Annotated in this window: 23 protein-coding genes; 7 read left to right on the plus strand and 16 right to left on the minus strand. The window is 54.4% G+C overall.

The features are described from left to right. Nucleotides 1-80 precede the first annotated feature (80 nt). The 4 genes from mliC (at nucleotide 81) to pdxY (ending at nucleotide 3,446) form a co-directional block, all read left to right on the plus strand. Nucleotides 81-410, plus strand: a complete 330-nt coding sequence (gene mliC, locus PGR09_RS04795; RefSeq protein ID WP_161801899.1) for a C-type lysozyme inhibitor — start codon at nucleotides 81-83, stop codon at nucleotides 408-410. A gap of 57 nt (nucleotides 411-467) precedes the next feature. Next, nucleotides 468-1,124, plus strand: a complete 657-nt coding sequence (gene pdxH, locus PGR09_RS04800; protein WP_045392565.1) for a pyridoxamine 5'-phosphate oxidase — start codon at nucleotides 468-470, stop codon at nucleotides 1,122-1,124. 125 nt (nucleotides 1,125-1,249) lie between these two features. After that, on the plus strand, nucleotides 1,250-2,524 hold the full coding sequence (tyrS, locus tag PGR09_RS04805; RefSeq protein WP_045392458.1) for a tyrosine--tRNA ligase: 1,275 nt from the start codon (nucleotides 1,250-1,252) through the stop codon (nucleotides 2,522-2,524). A 61-nt stretch (nucleotides 2,525-2,585) separates the two neighbouring features. Continuing rightward, a complete protein-coding gene (gene pdxY, locus PGR09_RS04810; RefSeq protein WP_015366860.1) occupies nucleotides 2,586-3,446 on the plus strand; it encodes a pyridoxal kinase PdxY in 861 nt (286 codons plus the stop codon). Nucleotides 3,447-3,483: 37 nt separating this feature from the next. Here pdxY and gstA read toward each other — a convergent pair whose 3' ends face one another. From gstA to blr, 13 genes are all read right to left on the minus strand, one after another. Further along, on the minus strand, nucleotides 3,484-4,089 hold the full coding sequence (gstA, locus tag PGR09_RS04815) for a glutathione transferase GstA (RefSeq protein ID WP_045392456.1): 606 nt from the start codon (nucleotides 4,087-4,089) through the stop codon (nucleotides 3,484-3,486). Nucleotides 4,090-4,197: 108 nt separating this feature from the next. Beyond that, nucleotides 4,198-5,703 (minus strand): dipeptide/tripeptide permease DtpA, encoded by a 1,506-nt coding sequence (dtpA, locus tag PGR09_RS04820; RefSeq protein ID WP_015366858.1) that lies wholly within the window; start codon nucleotides 5,701-5,703, stop codon nucleotides 4,198-4,200. Between the two features lie 656 nt (nucleotides 5,704-6,359). Continuing rightward, the gene (gene nth, locus PGR09_RS04825) at nucleotides 6,360-6,995 is read right to left on the minus strand and encodes an endonuclease III (RefSeq protein WP_045392454.1); all 636 of its coding nucleotides are present in this window, start codon (nucleotides 6,993-6,995) and stop codon (nucleotides 6,360-6,362) included. 1 nt (nucleotide 6,996) lies between these two features. After that, entirely contained in the window at nucleotides 6,997-7,695 is a 699-nt protein-coding gene (locus tag PGR09_RS04830; RefSeq protein ID WP_015366856.1) for an electron transport complex subunit E, read from the minus strand. A 3-nt stretch (nucleotides 7,696-7,698) separates the two neighbouring features. Next, entirely contained in the window at nucleotides 7,699-8,319 is a 621-nt protein-coding gene (rsxG, locus tag PGR09_RS04835) for an electron transport complex subunit RsxG (protein ID WP_047064925.1), read from the minus strand. A 9-nt stretch (nucleotides 8,320-8,328) separates the two neighbouring features. Continuing rightward, nucleotides 8,329-9,381 carry an electron transport complex subunit RsxD gene (rsxD, locus tag PGR09_RS04840; protein ID WP_047042802.1) on the minus strand — a complete coding sequence of 351 codons (1,053 nt, stop codon included), beginning with the start codon at nucleotides 9,379-9,381 and terminating at the stop codon, nucleotides 8,329-8,331. Further along, nucleotides 9,382-11,604: an electron transport complex subunit RsxC gene (rsxC, locus tag PGR09_RS04845; protein ID WP_315710243.1), complete on the minus strand. Its 2,223-nt coding sequence runs from the start codon at nucleotides 11,602-11,604 to the stop codon at nucleotides 9,382-9,384. After that, nucleotides 11,597-12,175, minus strand: a complete 579-nt coding sequence (rsxB, locus tag PGR09_RS04850; RefSeq protein ID WP_045392444.1) for an electron transport complex subunit RsxB — start codon at nucleotides 12,173-12,175, stop codon at nucleotides 11,597-11,599. The genes rsxC and rsxB overlap by 8 nt, the downstream gene beginning before the upstream one ends. After that, entirely contained in the window at nucleotides 12,175-12,756 is a 582-nt protein-coding gene (gene rsxA / locus PGR09_RS04855; RefSeq protein WP_015366851.1) for an electron transport complex subunit RsxA, read from the minus strand. The genes rsxB and rsxA overlap by 1 nt, the downstream gene beginning before the upstream one ends. 78 nt (nucleotides 12,757-12,834) lie before the next feature. Beyond that, on the minus strand, nucleotides 12,835-13,275 hold the full coding sequence (locus PGR09_RS04860) for a DUF2569 domain-containing protein (RefSeq protein WP_047042807.1): 441 nt from the start codon (nucleotides 13,273-13,275) through the stop codon (nucleotides 12,835-12,837). 78 nt (nucleotides 13,276-13,353) lie between these two features. Further along, nucleotides 13,354-13,569 carry a transcription modulator YdgT gene (ydgT, locus tag PGR09_RS04865; RefSeq protein WP_015366849.1) on the minus strand — a complete coding sequence of 72 codons (216 nt, stop codon included), beginning with the start codon at nucleotides 13,567-13,569 and terminating at the stop codon, nucleotides 13,354-13,356. 213 nt (nucleotides 13,570-13,782) lie between these two features. Then, nucleotides 13,783-15,153, minus strand: coding sequence for a GH1 family beta-glucosidase (locus PGR09_RS04870; protein ID WP_047077708.1), 1,371 nt, complete (start codon nucleotides 15,151-15,153; stop codon nucleotides 13,783-13,785). A 110-nt stretch (nucleotides 15,154-15,263) separates the two neighbouring features. After that, entirely contained in the window at nucleotides 15,264-15,401 is a 138-nt protein-coding gene (blr, locus tag PGR09_RS04875) for a division septum protein Blr (RefSeq protein WP_015366847.1), read from the minus strand. 169 nt (nucleotides 15,402-15,570) lie between these two features. Here blr and PGR09_RS04880 point away from each other — a divergent pair, with 169 nt between their 5' ends. Continuing rightward, the gene (locus PGR09_RS04880; protein ID WP_045392435.1) at nucleotides 15,571-16,611 is read left to right on the plus strand and encodes an oxidoreductase; all 1,041 of its coding nucleotides are present in this window, start codon (nucleotides 15,571-15,573) and stop codon (nucleotides 16,609-16,611) included. A 33-nt stretch (nucleotides 16,612-16,644) separates the two neighbouring features. On the opposite strand, the gene add is transcribed toward PGR09_RS04880, so the two are convergent. Next, on the minus strand, nucleotides 16,645-17,649 hold the full coding sequence (gene add, locus PGR09_RS04885) for an adenosine deaminase (RefSeq protein WP_047064920.1): 1,005 nt from the start codon (nucleotides 17,647-17,649) through the stop codon (nucleotides 16,645-16,647). 234 nt (nucleotides 17,650-17,883) lie between these two features. After that, nucleotides 17,884-18,279: a DUF1398 domain-containing protein gene (locus PGR09_RS04890; protein ID WP_045392431.1), complete on the minus strand. Its 396-nt coding sequence runs from the start codon at nucleotides 18,277-18,279 to the stop codon at nucleotides 17,884-17,886. Nucleotides 18,280-18,622: 343 nt separating this feature from the next. Here PGR09_RS04890 and metQ point away from each other — a divergent pair, with 343 nt between their 5' ends. Further along, nucleotides 18,623-19,438, plus strand: coding sequence for a methionine ABC transporter substrate-binding lipoprotein MetQ (metQ, locus tag PGR09_RS04895; RefSeq protein WP_430915852.1), 816 nt, complete (start codon nucleotides 18,623-18,625; stop codon nucleotides 19,436-19,438). Here the strand turns inward: metQ and PGR09_RS04900 are convergent, their stop codons facing one another. Next, on the minus strand, nucleotides 19,439-19,867 hold the full coding sequence (locus PGR09_RS04900) for a MerR family transcriptional regulator (protein WP_047042814.1): 429 nt from the start codon (nucleotides 19,865-19,867) through the stop codon (nucleotides 19,439-19,441). It lies immediately after the preceding gene. An 80-nt stretch (nucleotides 19,868-19,947) separates the two neighbouring features. Between PGR09_RS04900 and PGR09_RS04905 the strand changes: the two genes are divergently transcribed. Continuing rightward, entirely contained in the window at nucleotides 19,948-21,174 is a 1,227-nt protein-coding gene (locus PGR09_RS04905; RefSeq protein WP_213797296.1) for an NADH:flavin oxidoreductase/NADH oxidase family protein, read from the plus strand. Nucleotides 21,175-21,194: the final 20 nt, after the last annotated feature.

The following is a 21,194-nucleotide window of genomic DNA, read 5'->3' on the forward strand; positions in this document are numbered from 1 at the left end:
GTCGCTATTTTTTATTTACCGGTAAACTGGACGAAATTCCGGGAGGGCGGTTTGCTCTCCTGACCGGGAAAGTCGAAGGCATACACATGAAAAAAATTCTTATTGCGGTAGTTCCTTTTATGCTCGCTGGGTGTAGCTATTACAACCAATTCGTTGAACGGATGCAGACCGACACCCTTGAATATCAGTGCGATCAAAAACCGTTGACCGTCCATTTGAACAACGCTCGTCAGCAGGTGAGCTTTATCTATGATAATCAGCAATTAAACCTGACCCAGGGGCTCTCGGCTTCCGGGGCTCGTTATACTGATGGCGTTTATGTGTTCTGGTCGAAAGGCGACAGCGCCACCGTTTATAAACGCGACCGCGCGGTGTTGGATAACTGCCAGTTACAGACCGCGAAACGTTGAGATTTCCGTAGCGGGGGCGCACAATAACGCCACCCTATGACAACGATCTCAATGGTTATGTCTGATAACGACGAATTGCAGCAAATCGCGCATCTGCGCCGTGAATATACCCGTGGCGGCCTTCGTCGCCACGATCTTCCCGCTGAACCCCTGACGTTATTTGAACGTTGGCTGCGTCAGGCCTGCGACGCTAAGCTCGCAGACCCGACGGCGATGGTAGTCGCGACCGTTGATGAAAACGGCCAGCCCTATCAACGCATCGTATTGTTAAAGCACTATGACGAAAAAGGGCTGGTGTTCTATACCAACCTGGGTAGTCGCAAAGCACATCAAATCGAAAAAAATCCCCGTATCAGCCTGCTGTTTCCCTGGCATATGCTGGAACGCCAGGTCATGGTAATAGGTCAGGCAGAACGTCTGTCGACGCTGGAAGTGGTGAAGTATTTCCACAGCCGACCGCGCGATAGCCAGATTGGCGCGTGGGTCTCCCAACAGTCCAGCCGTATCTCCGCTCGTGGGATCCTGGAAAGTAAATTCCTCGAGTTGAAACAGAAATTCCAGCAAGGCGAAGTGCCGTTGCCAAGTTTCTGGGGCGGTTTCCGCGTTAGCATCGAACAAATGGAGTTCTGGCAGGGCGGTGAACATCGTCTGCACGACCGCTTTTTATACCAGCGACAAAATGATGGCTGGCAAATCGACCGTCTGGCGCCATAAAGGACGCAAAATGTTGTTTTAAGCGCTGGTGCTACGTGCTCCGGCGCTTTATTCTATGTACCTTTCGCGTCTGGCGAAAAGTCGTGTACCGGCAAAGGTGCAGTCGTTTATACATGGAGAATTTGATGGCAAGCAGTAACTTGATTAAACAATTGCAAGAGCGGGGGCTGGTAGCCCAGGTGACGGACGAAGAAGCGTTAGCAGAGCGACTGGCGCAAGGCCCGATCGCGCTCTATTGCGGCTTCGATCCTACCGCTGACAGCTTGCACTTGGGGCATCTTGTTCCATTGTTATGCCTGAAACGCTTCCAGCAGGCAGGCCATAAGCCTGTGGCGCTGGTCGGCGGCGCGACCGGTCTGATTGGCGACCCGAGCTTTAAAGCCGCTGAGCGTAAACTCAATACCGAAGATACCGTGCAGCAGTGGGTGGATAAAATCCGTAAACAGGTTGCGCCATTCCTCGATTTCAACTGCGGCGACAACTCGGCGATTGCCGCGAATAACTACGACTGGTTCGGCGGCATGAACGTGCTGACCTTCCTGCGTGATATCGGCAAGCACTTCTCTGTGAACCAGATGATCAACAAAGAAGCGGTGAAGCAGCGTCTGAACCGTGACGATCAGGGGATCTCTTTCACCGAATTTTCCTATAACCTGCTGCAGGGTTATGACTTTGCTTGCCTGAATAAACTGCACGGCGTGGCGCTGCAAATCGGTGGTTCCGATCAGTGGGGCAACATCACTTCAGGTATCGATCTGACTCGTCGTTTGCACCAGAATCAGGTCTTCGGTTTGACCGTTCCGCTGATCACCAAGGCCGACGGCACCAAGTTCGGTAAAACCGAGGGCGGCGCGGTATGGTTGGATCCGAAGAAAACCAGTCCGTACAAATTCTACCAGTTCTGGATCAACACCGCGGACGCAGACGTTTATCGCTTCCTGAAGTTCTTCACCTTCATGGACATTGCCGAGATCAATGCGCTGGAAGAAGAAGATAAGAACAGCGGTAAAGCGCCGCGCGCGCAGTACGTACTGGCAGAGCAGGTGACGCGTCTGGTCCACGGCGAAGAAGGCCTGGAAGCGGCTAAGCGCATTACCGAAAGCCTGTTCAACGGCAATCTGAGCGACCTGAGCGAAGCGGATTTCGAACAGCTGGCGCAAGACGGCGTGCCAATGATCGAAATGGAAAAGGGCGCCGATCTTCTGCAGGCGCTGGTGGATTCCGAGCTGCAGCCGTCTCGCGGTCAGGCGCGTAAAACCGTAGCCTCCAACGCGGTGACCATTAACGGCGAAAAACAGTCCGATCCGGAATATGTATTCAGCGATAGCGACCGCCTGTTCGGCCGCTACACCTTACTACGTCGCGGTAAGAAGAATTACTGCCTGGTCTGCTGGAAATAAAAAATAAAACCAGGGCGTGGGAAACCACGCCCTTTTTTCTTTTTAGGGTTGTGGTAAGAAAATGAAGAACATCCTCGCCATTCAGTCTCACGTCGTGTTTGGCCATGCGGGCAACAGCGCCGCTGAATTTCCGATGCGCCGTCTCGGCGCCAACGTCTGGCCCCTCAATACCGTACAGTTCTCCAACCATACGCAATACGGCAAATGGACCGGCTGCGTCATGCCGCCTTCGCATTTGACCGAAATCGTGCAGGGGATTGCCGATATCGATAAGCTGCAGAGCTGCGATGCGGTACTGAGCGGCTATCTTGGTTCCGCCGAGCAGGGCGAACATATTCTCGGCATCGTGCGTCAGGTGAAAGCGGCGAATCCGGCGGCAAAATACTTTTGCGATCCGGTTATGGGGCATCCGGAAAAAGGCTGCATCGTCGCTCCTGGAGTGGCTGAATTCCACGTACGCTATGCGCTGCCGGCCAGTGATATCATCGCGCCGAATCTTGTCGAGCTGGAGATCCTGTGCGGCCATCCGGTGGCCAACGTTGATGAAGCCGTTAGCGCGGCCCGTGAGCTTATAGCGCAAGGGCCTCAGGTAGTGCTGGTGAAGCATCTGGCGCGGGCGGGTATGAGTATGGATCGCTTTGAGATGTTGCTGGTGACGGCGGATGAAGCCTGGCATATCAGCCGCCCGCTGGTCGATTTTGGCAGCCGTCAGCCGGTCGGCGTGGGCGATGTGACCAGCGGCCTGCTGCTGGTTAAGCTACTGCAGGGCGCCAGCCTGCGCGACGCCCTTGAGCACGTCACTGCGGCAGTGTATGAAATCATGCTGGCAACCAAAAATATGCAGGAGTATGAACTGCAGGTGGTGGCGGCGCAGGACCGCATCGCCAAACCGGAACATTACTTCAGCGCAACGCAACTGTAAGCGCGATGGCATGCCCGCTTGCGGGCATGCCGATGATTTACTTCAGACCTTCCGCCGACAGCGCCGCCGCAACGGACGGACGCGCCGCGACATGCGCCATCCAGGCGCCAATATTAGCGTAAGCTTCCATATTCAGTTTCACCGCATAGCCCCAGCGCAGGACCGTAAACAGGTAGCCATCGGCGATGGTGAAGCGATGCCCATTCAACCACTGTTTATCCTGTAGCGCCTCATCGACATACTGCAGCTTTTTCTCCAGCAGGGCGCGCACCGTTGGCTTGTAGTCTTCCGGGGTGTCCGGACGGAACAGCGGAGTAAAGCCTTTATGTAGTTCGGTGGCGACGTAATTCAGCCATTCCAGCGTCTGATAGCGGGCAATGGTGCCCACTGGCGCCAGCAGCTGGCGGTCGGGCACGCGGTCGGCAATATACTGCATGATGGCCACACCCTCGGTCAGCAGCACTTCATCGTCAAGCAGCAGCGCGGGAACCTGACCCTTAGGATTAATCAGCAGGTAGTCATCGCCGTTTTCGAGGCGTTTCTTCGCCAGGTCGACGCTATCGATGGTAAAGTCGAGGCCGCTTTCGCGCAGGGCGATATGAGAGGCAAGGGAACAGGCGCCGGGCTTGTAGAACAGTTTCATCAGTAACTCCTCGTGGCTGCAGTTTCCTGTATGTTAGTCCCCCGTGGGGCAAAAAAAAAGCCGCTAACAAACGTTAGCGGCCTAAATTTATTGGTTTTCCCGGAGCATTTAAGCGGTTGCGGTTTCGCGCGCTTTGGCGACAGCGTCGTCATCCAGCGTCATACGGTTTAGCTTCGGCGCGGTCAGCAGCATCAGGAAGGCGATGACTGCGGTCGCGATACCAATTTGCAGGAACACGTGGCCGTAAACATCCAGAGAAACCAGCGGGTCGGTCACGTTTTCCGGTACTGCCATCAGGTTAGCGATTTTACCTGCAATGATGGCGGCGCCTGCGGTGGTCAGGAACCAGCTACCCATGATGAAGCCCATCAGACGTTGCGGTACCAGTTGAGCAACCATCGCCAGGCCGAGGCCGGAAATCATCAGTTCACCGATACTCTGCAGCGCGTAGCTGAGGATCAACCAGTTGACGGAGACGATACCGGCATCGCTGGCGAATTTGGTACCCAGCGGCAGCACCAGGAAAGCGCCGGAGCACAGCACCATACCGATGGCGAACTTATGCGGCATCGGCAGGCGGTCACCCATCTTGTTATAAATCGCGGCCAGAATCGGGCTACCAATCATAATCCAGAACGGGTTCAGTGCCTGATACTGCTCAGGTTCGAACGCGATACCCAGAATCGAGTGCTCAACGTTACGGATCGCGAAGAAGTTCAGCGAGGTTGGCATCTGGCTGTACAGTACGAAGAATACAATCGCTTCAACCATCAGCAGGAAAGCAACGATCATTTTACGACGCGCCGCGCCCTGCAGCGCCATGGCTTCTTTAGCGAAGATGATAACGATGCCCAGTGCAATGACGCCCAGCGCCATACGTGCGATGCCCTGATTGTGCAGCAGCCAGGTGGCAATAGCGACCAGCACTACCACGCCGACGATGGTCGCCAGCAGTTTGCCGACATGCACCGGAGCGAAGTCAGGTTTGGAACCGTACTGTTTAACCCACTTCTGGCAGAAGGCGAAGTTAACCACGGTGATCAACATGCCCACGACGCTCAGCGCGAACGCCACGCTCCAGCCGAACTTCGCTGCCAGCCACGGCGTGGCGAGCATAGAGAAGAAGGAGCCGATATTGACGGACATATAGTACATGGTAAATGCACCGTCCAGACGCGGGTCGTTCTTGTCATAGCAGGTGGAGAGCAGGGAAGACGGGTTAGCTTTGAACAAGCCGTTACCGACGGCGATAGTCGCCATACCCATATAGACGATGGCGGCATCGTGACCGGACCAGGCAACCAGCGCATAGCCGATAGCCAGAACAATCGCGCCAAGCATGATGACGCGTTTGGTGCCAAGCACCTTGTCGCCGAGCCATCCGCCGATAGCGACCAGGCCATAAACCAGTGCACTAAAGGAAGAGAACAGGGTGATAGAATCCGCTTCCGACATACCCAGCTGTTTTACCAGGTAAACGGCCATGATCCCTTGCAGGCCGTAATAACCAAAACGCTCCCATAACTCAATGGAGAAGATGAGATAAAACGCTCTTGGTTGTTTGAAAGCGTTCAAACTCACGCTTTCTGCTGGTTTATTGTTTGCAGTTGACACATATACCTCTTTTTTTACATCCCATATTAACGGGGGCTGTTTGGGGCGCAATCCCGGAGGACCGCCGCCTTTATAGTTATTCTTGGAGGGAAAACGGCAAGTAATGTTCACTATCCTGCCCCATCAGGCAATAGCTTTGTAATACTCTGTTACACATAACCAAGCTACTATAATTAGCCAGTCATACAAATGTTATACAGAGTTAAATTTCACCTTTTCGTTAAACCTGATATTTTAATCTACGCCGGGCGGCCATCGTGGGGATAAAGGCGATATATTCTGCTTTTTGACCTTGAAGGCAGTGGGATGGCCTATATTCCTAAAAATAAGCAGGCTATTCTCCTGGTGACTGAGGCTCTGATATTGAAATTGCTGGCTTTTTGCAGCATTTTTGCAACAGTAATTTAACGACGAGTTGCGTGGATGATCTTGATCACAAATACATAGAAAATTTTCAGCGGTAAAAAACGATTGCGCTGATTGCTGGTTATATAACCGCATAATTATCCATCTAAATGGCAAAAGTATGGAGTCATTGTCGGTGTGATTGATGAAAAATAGAACCATAACCACAGGTTAGGTTATGGATCCGGGCGATCGTTGGTGAAAATAGCGGTGACTGACGAGGACGGTAATATTCAGCAGATATGCAAAAATCAGGACTCAACCTTCTCTTTATACTCGCACAAATCTTCTATCAGGCAGGAACCGCAGCGCGGTTTTCGCGCGACGCAAGTGTAACGGCCGTGAAGAATAAGCCAGTGGTGACAGTCAACTTTAAACTCCGCCGGAACCACCTTTAACAACTTTTCTTCGACTTGTTCAACGTTCTTACCGGGAGCAAATTGTGTCCGATTGCAAACGCGGAAGATATGGGTGTCGACGGCAATAGTCGGCCAGCCAAAAGCGGTATTCAGCACGACATTGGCGGTCTTACGACCGACTCCTGGTAGCGCTTCCAGCGCCGCCCGGTCTTCCGGCACCTCACCGTTATGTTTCTCCAGTAAGATGCGGCAGGTCTTAATGACGTTTTCGGCTTTACTATTAAACAAGCCAATGGTTTTGATATAGGACTTCACGCCGTCAACGCCAAGCTCCAGCATCGCCGCCGGCGTATTGGCGACCGGATAGAGCTTCGCAGTAGCTTTGTTGACGCTAACATCAGTGGCCTGCGCTGACAGCAGCACCGCAATAAGTAGCTCGAACGGTGAGGTGAAATTGAGTTCAGTGGTTGGGTGCGGGTCGTTATCCCGCAGCCTGGTCAGGATCTCCAGGCGTTTGGCTTTATTCATCTTACGCTTTCCCTGTCACATCAGTTGGGGCGACGGAGACGGCCTGCGCCGCTTTCGCCTTACGCTGCTTAGTACGCTCATCGATGAGGTATTTTACCGCCAGCATCATACCGAGGCCAATGAAAGCGCCTGGCGGTAGCATCGCCAGCAGGAACGGCGTATCGGTATGGAAAACTTCAATGCGCAGGACTTTCGCCCAACTGCCTAATAAGCTATCGGCACCATCAAACAGCGTGCCATTACCGATTATTTCGCGCAGCGACCCCAGCACAAACATGGCACAGGTCGCGCCCATACCAATGGAAAAACCATCGAGCGCTGACAGCGCCGGTCCTTTTTTGGCGGCGAACGCTTCGGCGCGCCCAACCACGATACAGTTGGTCACGATAAGCGGAATGAAGATACCCAGCGATTGATACAGGCCGAAAGCGTAGGCATTGATAAGCATTTGTACCACGCTGACTACCGAGGCGATAATCATCACGTAGATCGGAATACGGATCTCCGCCGGTGTCCAGCGGCGCAGGCTGGAAATGGTGAGGTTGGTGAGCGTCAGCACCAGCGTGGTCGCCAGACCGAGGCCCAGGGCATTGGTAGCCGTCGAGGTAACCGCAAGCAGGGGACACATCCCCAGCAGCTGGACCAGCGCCGAGTTATTCTTCCACAACCCTTGAACAATGACGTCTTTTACTTCGCTCATGGCTTAGTCTCCGCAGGCGGTGAATTCAGGGATCTGCGCGGGCAGCGTTTGCGCATACAGTCCCGCGCGTTTAACGGCGTTTACCACCGCACGTGGGGTAATGGTCGCGCCGGTGAATTGGTCGAAATCACCACCGTCTTTTTTCACCGCCCAGTGGCTATCATTTTGGCCATGGATAACCTTGCCGCTGAAGTGGGTGATCCAGTCAGAAATACGCAGTTCAATCTTATCACCGAGCCCGGGGGTCTCATGATGCTCGGTGACGCGTGAGCCGAGAACGGTGCCTTTAAAGTCAGCTGCGACCAGAAGTTGAATCGCCCCGGAATAACCATCCGGCGCCGTGGCTTCCATCACCGCGCCGACCGGCGCATCGTTATTCTTTGCAATCCATACTTTATGCTGACCTTTGCCTAACTGCGGCGCGGTCACCAGATAACAGCTTTTCAGCAGATCGTTATTATAACTCTCCGCTGGCAGGACCTGATCGAACAGGGCCTTTTGCTGTAGCGCGGCCTGCTGCTCAATGGTGTTCTTGGTTAATTCATTGATGGCGGCCGTCAGTCCGGTAGAGCCAGCGGCAAAGAGCGCCAGCGTGATGCCGTGTTTACGCATGCTATTTAACATCGCGACTCCTCAACGGTGGCCATACACGCGCGGACGCGTGTAGTAGTCAATCAATGGGACGGTAATATTCGCCAGCAGCACGGCGAAGGCGACGCCGTCCGGATAACCGCCGAAGCTGCGGATTAGCCACACCAGTAAACCTGCCAGCGCGCCGAAAATCAGGCGTCCGCGGTTGGTAGTGGATGCCGTCACCGGATCGGTAAGGATAAAGAACGCTCCAAGCATGGTGGCGCCGGAAAGCAGATGCATCTGCGGCGATGCCAGGCTTTCCGGTGAGAAAATCCAGCCGAGAGTGGCGCAAACGGCAAGGCTTAACAGGAAGCTTACCGGAATATGCCAGCGAATGGTTTTTTGCCAAAGCAGGAACAGACCGCCAGCCAGCCAGGCGAGGTTAACCCACTGCCAGCCGAGACCAGCTAGTTGGCCGCCGTAAATTGGATACTGCAGGATCTCTTTTGCGCTGTGTCCGGCATGCAGGGACGTTTTAAACGTATCCAGCGGCGTGGCCTGGCTGATACCGTCGATTCCCATACGCAGGCTGTTCATATCGCCGCCGCTGGCGGTATGGCCGCTGAAAATAACCTGCAGCGCATCCATAAAACCAGGCACCTGAGCGGAAATCTCATGCGGTGGTAACCAGGAGGTCATCTGCACCGGGAAAGAGATCAGCAGAACAACATAGCCGATCATCGCCGGGTTAAAGGGGTTATGCCCTAATCCGCCGTACAGTTGCTTGGCAATCACCACCGCAAAGGCGGTGCCTAACACCACCATCCACCACGGCGCCAGCGGCGGAATACTGACGGCCAGCAACAGCCCGGTCAGCAGGGCGGAGTTATCCGCAAGGGTTGCCGCTATATTTTGTTTGCGCAACTTGAGAATAGCCGCTTCGGTTCCCCATGCGGTGAAGGCCGCGAGGATAATCTGCAACAGGGTACCCCAGCCGAAAAACCAGCTCTGGACGATAATACCAGGGATCGCCGCCAGCAGCACCAGTAGCATAATTCGCGAGGTCTGGCGCTGGTTGTGGGTATAAGGGGAGCTTGCAATTCTGAAAACCATTTATTCCTCGTTAACTGCCTGCTGTGTTGCTTTACGCGCCTGAACGCGAGCGATAGCTGCCGCGACGGCCGCCTTACGCGGATCGTCATTGGCGGCATCCGGCGTGGATTGTTGTTCTGCTTGTTGTGCTGCCTTTCGCGCTTTGGCACGGGCGATAGCGGCCTCAACGGCGGCTTTACGCGGGTCGACCGCGGGGGCAGCCTCAACCGGTGTTTCACTTTCGGCAGAAGGTGCGACGTTCTCAACCTGCTGTGCGGCCTTACGCGCTTTTGCACGGGCGATAGCGGCTTCAACGGCGGCTTTACGCGGGTCGACCGCGGGGGCAGCCTCAACCGGTGTTTCACTTTCGGCAGAAGGTGCGACGTTCTCAGCCTGCTGCGCGGCTTTGCGCGCTTTGGCACGGGCGATAGCGGCTTCAACGGCGGCTTTACGCGGGTCGACCGCGGGGACAGCCTCAACCGGTGTTTCACTTTCGGCAGAAGGTGCGACGTTCTCAGCCTGCTGCGCGGCTTTGCGCGCTTTGGCACGGGCGATAGCGGCCTCAACGGCCGCTTTGCGCGGATCGCTTGCTTCGGCTGTTGATTCAACAGCGGCTTGCTGTTCGGCTTTGCGCGCCCGAGCCTCGGCTTTACGCGCTTCGCGGGCGGCAATCGCTTCGCTGTTGTCCGGTTTGCTGCCGGACTGAATGACAATCGGCTGCGCCGCGTCACGCTGCTTATCGCGTACGCGGGCCAGCGCGGCGTTAATGGCATCCTGATCTTTCGCCGCCGGTTGTACGGCCGCTTTTTTGTGCCGCTCCTGACGCGCGGCTTTTTCACGTTCAAGACGTGCCTGTCGCGCTTCAAAACGAGCTTTCGCCTCGGCGGCGCGCTGTTCTTCCAGGCGAATGGCGGCTATTTCCGCTTTTTCCTGGCGGAAATATTGCACCAGTGGAATATTGCTGGGACAAACCCAGGCGCAGGCGCCGCATTCGATGCAGTCCGCTAAGTTATGCGTGGTGGCTTTATCGTGCTGCTGGCCTTTACTAAACCAATACAGCTGCTGGGGGAGTAGATCTGCCGGGCAGGCATCCGCGCAGGCGCTGCAGCGGATACAGCCTTGTTCTTCCTGCGTTTCGCCCATCTCAGTTATCGACGGCGCCAGCAGGCAGTTAGTGATTTTCACGACAGGAACGTCAAGCCAGGGCAAAGTGAAGCCCATTAGCGGCCCGCCCATGATGACCATCGGCTCCGCGCTGGCGCAGAAACCGGCATCGCTCAGCAGATGACGCACCGGCGTACCCAGGCGCGCCCAAACGTTGCCCGGACGGCTAATCGCTTCGCCGGTTAAAGTGACGACGCGCTCGGTTAACGGCTCGCCGTCAATAACCGCGCGTTTAACAGCATAAGCGGTACCAACGTTCTGCATCAGGACGCCAATATCGGAGGAGCGGCCGCCGTGCGGCACCTGCTTACCGGTAAGAATTTGCGTGAGCTGCTTCGCGCCGCCGGAGGGATATTTCGTTGGGATTACCCGCAGCGCTATGCCATGGGCGTCGGATAATACCGCGCGCAGCATGGAAATGGCCTGCGGTTTATTATCTTCGATACCAATCAGCACCTGTTTGGGCTGCAAAATATGCGCAAGGATGCGGATCCCTTCAACGACCTGCGCCGCGCAGTCCTGCATCAGGCGATCGTCGGCGGTGATATAGGGTTCGCATTCCGCGGCATTGATAATCAGGGTGTCGATTTTATCACCGCCGCCGCGCAGTTTTGTTCCCGTGGGGAAGCCGGCGCCGCCTAGCCCGGCAACGCCAAACTGGTGGATACGCTCGATCAGTTCTTCACGCGATTTGTTGTGGTAGTCGCTCCAGCCGTCGCGCTCGATCCAGCAGTCATCGCCATCGGCGTCGATAATAACGCTCAGTTCCGCCAGCGCGGAAGGATGGGCGGTCGAGTGAGGCTCGATGGCCGTCACCGTCCCGGAAGTTGGGGCATGGACCGGCAGCATTCTGCCAAAACCGCGGGTCAACGGTTGGCCGCGCAGAACCTTATCGCCCGGTTGTACGCACAGTTCGCCTTCAGCACCGATATGCTGCTTCAGCGGAATGACGAAACGCTGCGGCAGAGGAACCTGACGCAGCGGCGTGCCGTTGGACTGAGTTTTCATTTCCGGCGGATGAATACCGCCGTTGAAATCCCAGATCTTGTCTTTTCGGAAAGCGGAAAATAACTTAAACATGTTGTTCCACAGGAATATTGCGTACTGGGATGGTTTGCAGGTCCCATTTCCAGGTTTCGGTGGTCTGGGCGACTGGACGCAGGTCAATACACTGAGTCGGGCAGGGGGCCACACAGAGATTACAGCCGGTACACAGGTCGCTCATTACCGTATGCATGGCGCGGGTCGCGCCAACGATGGCATCGACCGGACAGGCCTGAATACATTTGGTGCAGCCAATGCAGTTGGCTTCATCAATCACCGCCAACATGCGAACCGGCTCTTGCTGCTGCTCGTCGCCGTCAATAGGCTGCGGATCGACATTCAATAACGCGGCGATTTTTAACATGACTGCTTCGCCGCCGGGGGCGCAGCGGTTGATTTTTTCACCCTGGGTGCCTACGGCTTCCGCGTAGGGACGGCAGCCCGGAAAACCGCACTGACCGCATTGGCTTTGCGGCAGCAGTTCATCAATTTTTTCTACCACCGGGTCGTCTTCCACCGCAAAACGGCGCGACGCGTATCCCAGTATTAAGCCGAAAATCAGCCCGAGCAGGCTGATGGCGATCACGGCTATCCAGACAGCGCTCATTACAACTTCACCAAACCACTAAAGCCCATGAATGCCAGTGACATTAATCCAGCGGTCACCAGCGCAATCGCGTTACCGCGAAACGGCGCGGGAACATCGGCAACCACCAGGCGTTCGCGAATGGCGGCGAATAACACCATCACCAGCGAGAAACCGACGGCAGCGGCGAAACCGTACAGCGCGGACTGCAGGAAATTATGCCCGAGGTTAATATTCAGCAATGCCACGCCCAGCACCGCGCAGTTGGTGGTGATTAACGGCAGGAAGATCCCCAGCAGACGATACAGCGCCGGACTGGTTTTACGGACCACCATCTCGGTAAATTGCACCACCACTGCGATGACCAGGATAAAGGCCAGGGTGCGCAGATAAACAAGGTTCAGCGGGATAAGGATCCAGGTATCAATCAACCAGGCGCAAATCGAGGCCAGCGTCATCACGAAGGTGGTGGCCAGTCCCATCCCCATAGCGGTTTCCAGCTTTTTGGAAACCCCCATAAACGGGCACAATCCAAGAAACTTCACCAGCACGAAGTTATTAACAAGGACAGTACCGACAAAGAGCAGTAAATAATCAGCCATTATTGGACCTGAAACGAAAAAAAGCCGCCTATTATCGAATAAATCGATACCGGCGACAACAGGTGAACTGTGTGGTTATTACGGATTGACGAAGGTCCGCTTAACCCGCGCAGAGCGTCGAAAATAGGGCGCAAACAACGCTGCGGCAAGCAACGGAAACAACAGCTGGCGCATGGCCAGAAGATCCGAAATCGGCGAAAAAGCGAACGCCTTAATCGCCAGCAGCAGAGAAATAAGCAGCCAGATAATGTAGTGCTTAGGTACCACCGCGCGGCGTTTGAAAAAAGCGATTGTCAGCCACAGGGTATAATACCACATCGCGACGGCGAACAGCAGGGAAGCCAGCCATAGCGCCAGGTGGCCGAAGCTCATTGCTTTCAGCAATGCCCAGGTCTGCGGCGCCATCAGCGCATTCGCGTACAGTATTAATGATAGAGAGGTGCTGAACAGCGCGAGCAGTAACCACGCCAGCGGCGCCAGTAGCCAGCCGCCGATACGTTCTGCAGATTGAGAGGACATCGTAACCCCCGGATTCAACGCCAGTTAGTTAATTTCAGGGCGGGAAGTATAAGCAACTGGCGTGAATGATAACAGCCTTTATTGCACGTAACGCCATACCGACTTCGGCACCTGGCCTACATCGAACAGTTTTCCGCCAGAGACTAACTCGGCGCGGCGGTGATCGGCGGCGCGATACATGTTGACGATTTCATTGGTGTCAGAGAGAGAATAGTTAAGATGATCAAAAAGTTTTTCCAGGCTTTCCAGCGAACTAATTTTGCGGAATTTTAATAAATAATCCTGTACGGTCATTTGTGTATCCATTTAATAATCGGAATTAAGTCGAATATTACCAATTTTCTGTAAACCGTGTTTCAACTAACAGCGCCTTCTTGATGGGCCGGCGGAATTATTTCGGTTGCCAATACTAAAAACAAGAACTGATTAGGGTCCTGGCATCGTAAAAAGAAATTTAAGAATATTCTACAACCAGATCAGGCGCCGGACGGCGCCTGGGAGGGAAGATTAACGCTGTTCGCCTCGGCTGGCAATAACGTTTTGATACCAGAAATAACTCTTTTTTCGTTTGCGAGCGCGGTTCTGCTGGTGATCGACGTAGACAAAACCGTACTGCTTCTGATAACCGTTGAGCCAGCTTAGCAGGTCAATAAAGGACCACGGGTAAAAACCACGGACATCCGCACCTAATGCTATTGCTTTTTCCAGCGCATTAATGTGGCTACTCAGATAGTCAATTCGCGGATCGTCGACAATTTCACCGTCAATTATCGGATCTTTTGCCCCCAAACCATTTTCGGTGATATAGATTGGGATATCGCCATAGCGCTCTTTTATCATCATGATGCCGTCGGTTAATCCCTGCGGCCAAATTTCCCAACCCCATTCAGTATAAGTACTTTGCGGATTGCGGACGAAATAAAATAATCCATCTACGCCGGACTCGCCGACGCCTGGACCCTCCTGCGGCGTGGCGGAGACCGTCTCCCGACGGTAATAATTCAGGCCAATAAAATCACAGCGGTTTTCCTTAAGCAGCGCATCATCGCCCGGGGCGAAGCGCGGTACATTCCACAGCGCCTGAGCCTGACGAAGCAAATCGTCTGGATAGACGCCTTTCAGTACCGGATCGTAGAACCAGTGGGTATGAATAGCATCGGCCAACGCAGTGGCCTTAATATCCTCCGCGCTTGGCGTCAACGGCGTATGGGGCTGCAGGACATTAACGAAACCAATCTGACCGTCAATGTTCATTTCACGAAAGCTCTTAACGGCCAACGCGTGGGCGATAAAGACATGGTGACAGGCCTGGATGGCGCGCGCCGGGTCGCGTACCGCCGGTGGGTGGCAGCCATTTATATAACCGTGGCCAATAAATACGATAGTTTCGTTAAAGGTGGCCCACAGTTTGACCCTGGAACCGAAGCGCTGATAGCACAGACGTGCGTATTCAGCGAAGGCTTCCGAGGTGCTGCGGGCCTCCCAACCGCCTTCGTCCTGCAATGCCTGCGGCAAATCCCAGTGATAAAGGGTGATCATCGGTTCGATATTGTGCGCCAGCAGTTCGTCGATCAGATCGCTGTAAAACTGTACGCCGGGTTCATTGACTTCGCCGCGGCCACGAGGCAATAACCGTGGCCAGGAGATAGAAAAGCGGTAGCTTTGGAGCCCCATTTCCGCCATCAGGGCGACATCTTCACGAAAACGATGGTAGTGATCTACTGCGATATCGCCATTGGTGCCCTGAAAGGTGGTTCCTGGCTGGTGCGAGTAGATATCCCAAATAGAAGGGCCTTTGCCATCGGCATCGTGCCCGCCTTCAACCTGGTAGGCGGCCGTTGCGGCCCCCCAGAGAAAATCTTGCGGAAATGCGCCCATCAAAAAAACTCCTTATCAAGTGATAAAGAGAGTGTATTGAATGGCGCGACAAATCTGCAACCGGTTTCCGAAACCGGTTGCAGATTTGCGGCGAGTATCACTTTTTGCCGTTACTTCGCCTGAACGGTGCTGGCCGGAGGCGGGGACTGATAATCATCGATTTGATGCGCAACCACCAACAGCACAGCCGAAACGCCAAAAACAACCCAACCAATAAGTTCTACAATGCGGGTAAAAACAGTCGTCATAATTCTAAAGCAGAAAGTTAAAATGGACTGAAATGTTACTAAACCGCGGAAACAACGCAAGTACTACCGCCCATGCATTGCGCAAATGGCGCAAAGATGAACACCGTACACTGATAAGTGGAAGATTGCGGTTTATAGTTAAAGTCATGTTGCCTGTGAGGATGACGCCATGAGTGATGCTATACGGGTAGGGCTGATAGGCTACGGTTATGCAAGCAAGACATTTCATGCGCCTCTGATTTCCGGTACGCCGGGTATGGCGCTGTCGGCTGTGGTCAGTAGCGACGCGCAGAAAGTGCTGGCAGACTGGCCGGCGACCCAGGTGGTGGCTTCCGCGAATTCGCTCTTTGCTGACCCCGATATCGATCTCATTGTCATTCCGACCCCCAACGATACTCATTTTCCGCTGGCGCGAGCGGCGCTGGAGGCGGGCAAACACGTCATTGTTGATAAGCCTTTTACCGTGACACTGTCACAAGCGCGTGAGTTGGATGCCATCGCCAGAAGCCGTGGGCGTCTGTTATCAGTATTTCACAACCGGCGTTGGGATAGCGATTTTCTTACACTGAAGGCCTTAATTGCCGCTGGGGAATTGGGAGAGGTCAGTTACTTTGAATCACATTTCGATCGCTATCGTCCGCAAATTCGCGATCGCTGGCGTGAGCTAGGCGGCCCTGGCAGCGGTATCTGGTATGACTTAGGCCCTCATCTGCTGGATCAGGCGGTCAATCTGTTTGGCCTGCCGGTGAGTATTGCCGTCGATCTGGCGCAGCAGCGCCCCGGCGCTCAGGCGACGGATTATTTCCACGCGGTGTTAATTTATCCGCAACGACGCGTGATTTTGCACAGTACGCTGCTGGCGGCGGCGGAAACGGCGCGTTATATCGTCCATGGTTCACGAGGAAGCTATGTGAAATATGGTCTCGATCCGCAGGAAGAGCGTTTGAAAAGCGGCGAGCGGCTGCCGCAAGAGGATTGGGGCTACGATATGCGCGACGGCATATTGACCCGCGTTGAAGGTGAAGAGCGCGTCGAGGAAACCTGGCTGACGCTGCCGGGAAATTATCCCGCTTATTATGCGGCGATCCGCGATGCGCTCAACGGCAGCGGTGAAAACCCGGTACCCGCAAGCCAGGCGATTCAGATTATGGAACTGATTGAGCTGGGGATTGAATCGGCACGGCACCGGACGGCGCTGTGCCTGATTTAACCGCTTACTCCGCCTGTGCGGCGGAGCTTTGACTTAATTAGCCTGCAGGACGCGTTGCATTAGCGCCTCTTTTTCCTGACGACTCAGGAACGCCAGCTCCAGACCGTTAATTTGCGCCTGGCGGATCTGCGCACGGCTGAGGCCCGCCGCCGGTGCGGCGACATTGTACTCATGAATGATATCCACACCCTGTACCGCCGGATCATCGGTGTTAATGCAGGCCAGAACGCCGTGATCGAGGAAGGTCTTCAGCGGGTGCTGCGCCAGTGAGGCGACGGTACTGGTCTGGATGTTTGATGTCAGGCAGGATTCAATGCCAATACGTTCAGCGGCGAGGAAGTCCATCAGCTTCGGATCCTGCACCGCTTTCACCCCGTGACCGATACGTTCGGCGCCCAGTTCACGAATAGCCTGCCAGATACTTTCCGGCCCGGCGGCTTCACCTGCGTGGACGGTAATACGCCAACCCGCGTCACGTGCGCGGCGGAAATGATCCATAAACAGCGCGCCAGGGAATCCCAGCTCATCGCCAGCCAGATCCAGCGCGGTGATACCATCGCGATGGGCCAGCAGGGCGTCGAGTTCTTCTTCACAGGCCGCTTCGCCGAAGGTGCGGCTCATGATGCCAATCAGACGCGCTTCGACGCCAAAATCACGGCAGCCCTCACGTACTCCGGCAATCACCGCTTCGACGACGCCGGCGACCGGCAGCTGATGGGTCATCGCCATATAACGCGGAGAAAAGCGCAGCTCAACGTAGTGCAGGCCATTGCGCGCGGCGTCTTCAACGTTTTCCCAGGCAACACGCCGGCAGGCTTCCAGAGAAGCCAGCACCTTCACGCCCCAATCGAGTTTCGCCAGGAAGCTGACCAGGTCTGGTTCATTGCTGGTGACCTGCACATGCGGACGCAGCGTTTCAAGCGTGTCTGCCGGGAGAGTAATATTGAACTGGCGGCCAAGATCGAGAATGGTTTGGGCACGGATGTTGCCGTCAAGATGGCGGTGAATGTCAGTTAAAGGCAAAGTTGAATCAATCATGGACGCACTCGTTTTTTAGTTGAAGTGCACGATATTATACATCAGCAGCGGAACTGTTTAAAAGTAGGGAAAAAATCCTGTTGATACAGAGAGATGACTTGAACAAAGTCTGTTTTTGCGCAAATAAAGAGCCATTTTTTCTTTTTGTTGCGCAATTCGGCTGATGGACTGCCCGCCACAAAACTAACTGCGGGCCGCCTGAATATCCGGATGAGCGTTTAATAATTTCTGCGATTAAAATGGCAGAATCATATTTTCCATATGCAATAACGTATTATCTTTTGACCAGTAATGGCGCGTTTTTTCATTAAGATCAACCACCCACTTGAATACCCCTGCATTTGCCAATTCAGCGCAATAGATATCAAAAGGGGTGATACCGCTAAAGTGGCGTCGCGCAGCTTCTCGGGTAAGCGTTCTGCAGGCCTGCGAGTTAACACGCAGCAACTTTCTGTTGCTTTTCAGGGAAACGAAAGTATCTGATGACATAACAAAATTCACATTCCCGGTAGCGACAAAATAAATGTAATAAGAGACATTATTTTCAATAAGTACTTCAGTAAATGAAATAAAATCCGCATCAGTACGTACTCGCTCAAAAATGGTTCTGAGCAAATCCAGAAGCTCCATGGTTTTCCTTGTGGGTCGTGTGCGCGCGTGAGACGGCTTCATATACGGTTGGTGTATATAAAACGTTCACATATCTATTTATTATAATGCTAATTATATAGGCTTAATTTTAATGTGTGTAATGGTGTTGGAACAGTGTTTCAAGTGTTACAAAATATTGCTTCAGCGTCAGATATCGCGGTTGAACTGGCAGGGAGTAAAACAGCGCGGCGACTTATCAATAGCATTTCGCTATTAGTCATAGAGAATCAGTATTTAATCTTAATATTCCGCTTTTATATAGTATCACGGACTACTATTCCTGCCATCGTTAGCAGGCTATTTTATAAAGGACGCTGGGAAAATGGCATTTACTCTGAAAAATTTGACGCATTCATTGGTTTTCGCTGGCGCATTGCTGCTGGCGGGCTGTGGGCCAAAAGATCAGGATCCGAATCATATTAAAGTGGGGATTAGCGCGGGGATAGACCAGCAAGTCTGGGCGGTGGTGCAAAAGGTCGCCAAACAAAAATATAACCTCGATGTCGAGGTGGTGACTTTCAATGACTTCGTCCTGCCAAACGAGGCGCTGAACAATGGCGATCTCGATATCAATGCTTTCCAGCATAAACCTTATCTGGATAAACAGATTCAGGAGCGCGGCTATAAGCTGGTAGATGTCGGTACCACATTTGTCTATCCGATAGCCGCTTATTCAAAGAAAATCACCGCCATTTCACAGCTTCCGGACGGCGCCCAGGTGGCGGTGCCTAACGACCCAACCAACCTTGGACGCTCACTGTTATTGCTGGAGAAGCAGGGACTCATCACTCTGAAAGAGGGGGTTGGCCTGCTGCCAACCGCGCTGGATATCGTGAAAAACCCGAAGAAGCTGAAAATCGTCGAGATTGAAGCGCCGCAGCTGACCCGCGCGCTGGATGATAAACAGGTGACCACGGCTATCATTAATACCACCTTTTCCAGCCAGATTGGCCTGTCGCCGACGCGCAATGGTCTGTTCATTGAGGATAAAAATTCGCCGTACGTCAATATCTTCGCCAGCCGTGAAGATAATAAAGACAGCGCAAAGGTAAAGAACCTGGTGAAAGCCTATCAGACCGACGAAGTCGCCAATGCCGCCGCCGAATTGTATAAAGGTGATGCGGTGAAAGGCTGGTAGCTATTCTTCCCTCGCGGTCTGGTTCTGTGCATCCAGCACCTGAGTTAACACGCGCCGCGCATTAGCGGCGCAGTCAATGTCATCCGGCTTCTGTTGTATCTCATCAATAACGCTTATCAGCTGCGCTTTGCTGTGCGCGAGTTTCTGTTCCAGTTTTTCAATATCCGCCACTTTTTGTTGCAGGGTGGTGAGAAGCGTTTGTCGGTCCCAGTGGTTGAGATCGGACGGTAACAGGGCGGCGATTTCTTCAAGAGTAAATCCCGCCGCCTGTGCGGTAGTAATCAATCCCAGCAACACCAGCGCCTCTTCCGGATAGCTGCGATAGCCATTGGCTTTACGCTGCACGGTTTTGAGGATCCCGGCGCGCTCGTAATAACGGATCCGCGAAGGCGTAAGGCCGCTGCGTTTTGCCAGAGTACCGATGTTCATTTTTATTCCTCATAAGCTGCTTGACCTTAAACTTAACTTTAAGGTTATGGTTTGTCCAGTACACTGACTGGAACCCTGACATGACACTCTTTACTCCGCTGCGACTGGCCTCTGGCGTCGTCATTAACAACCGCATCGCTAAAGCGGCGATGGAAGAAAATATGGCCGATGCCGATCATGCGCCGTCAACGGAATTACTCACTCTCTATAAGGCCTGGGCGCAGGGGGGCGCCGGGGTGATTATTACCGGCAATGTGATGGTGGACGCCAGGGCGATGACCGGCCCGGCGGGCGTGGTGCTGGAAGATGAACGACATCTCGACAGGTTCCGCGCCTGGTCGCAGGCGGCGCGGGCGAATGGCGCGCAGGTGTGGATGCAGATCAATCATCCTGGGCGACAGATGCCTGCAGGCCTGGGACAGACGACGCTGGCCCCTTCGGCGTTGGCGCTGGATCTTGGGTCGCAATCTTCGCGCTTTCGCCTGCCGCGGGCCATGGATGAGAAGGATATCGCCGATGTGACGCGACGGTTCATCACCACCTCCCGGCTAGCGGAACGCGCTGGATTTCACGGCGTCGAAATCCATGCCGCCCACGGTTATTTGCTGAGCCAGTTCCTCTCGCCGCTCAGCAATCAGCGCACCGATCGGTATGGCGGGAGCATTGAAAATCGCGCCCGTCTACTGCTGGATATCGTGCGCGGCGTACGCGAGACGGTGGCGGCGGATTTTACCGTTGCGGTCAAACTCAATTCAGCGGATTTCCAGCGCGGCGGCTTTTCGATTAACGATGCGAAGAGGGTGGTGCAAATGCTGGCGGAAAGCGGCGTCGATCTGGTCGAACTTTCCGGCGGCAGCTACGAAGCGCCGGCGATGATGGGCGCCATGCGCGATGAGCGGACGCTGGCGCGGGAAGCTTACTTCCTGCAGTTTGCCGAGCAGATCGCCGAAGTGGCGACGATTCCTTTAATGGTCACCGGCGGCGTGCGGCGGCGTGAAGTGGCGGAAAGGGTGGTGAATAGCGGAGTTGCGTTGGTGGGGATCGCCACGGCGATGGCGATTGTCCCCAGTCTGCCGCAGTACTGGCGTGAGGGGGAGTTCGATGCGCCACTGCTGCGTCAGGGTAACTGGAAGAACAAGGCCATTGCCGCCACCGCGCATATGGCGGCGGTGAAATATCAGCTGCAGCGGCTAAGCCGCCACCGCGCGGCGCGGCCGCAGGTCTCACCGCTATGGGCGCTGCTGACGGCGCAACTGACGGCGAAACGGCAGGCTAAACGTTATCGGCGCTGGATGGCGGGCAAGTAATGACAGCCGGTAGCGTGCTA

Origin of the sequence: Klebsiella sp. 141251 (assembly GCF_050600725.1) — a bacterium.
Taxonomy (GTDB): Bacteria; Pseudomonadota; Gammaproteobacteria; order Enterobacterales; family Enterobacteriaceae; genus Klebsiella; species Klebsiella aerogenes.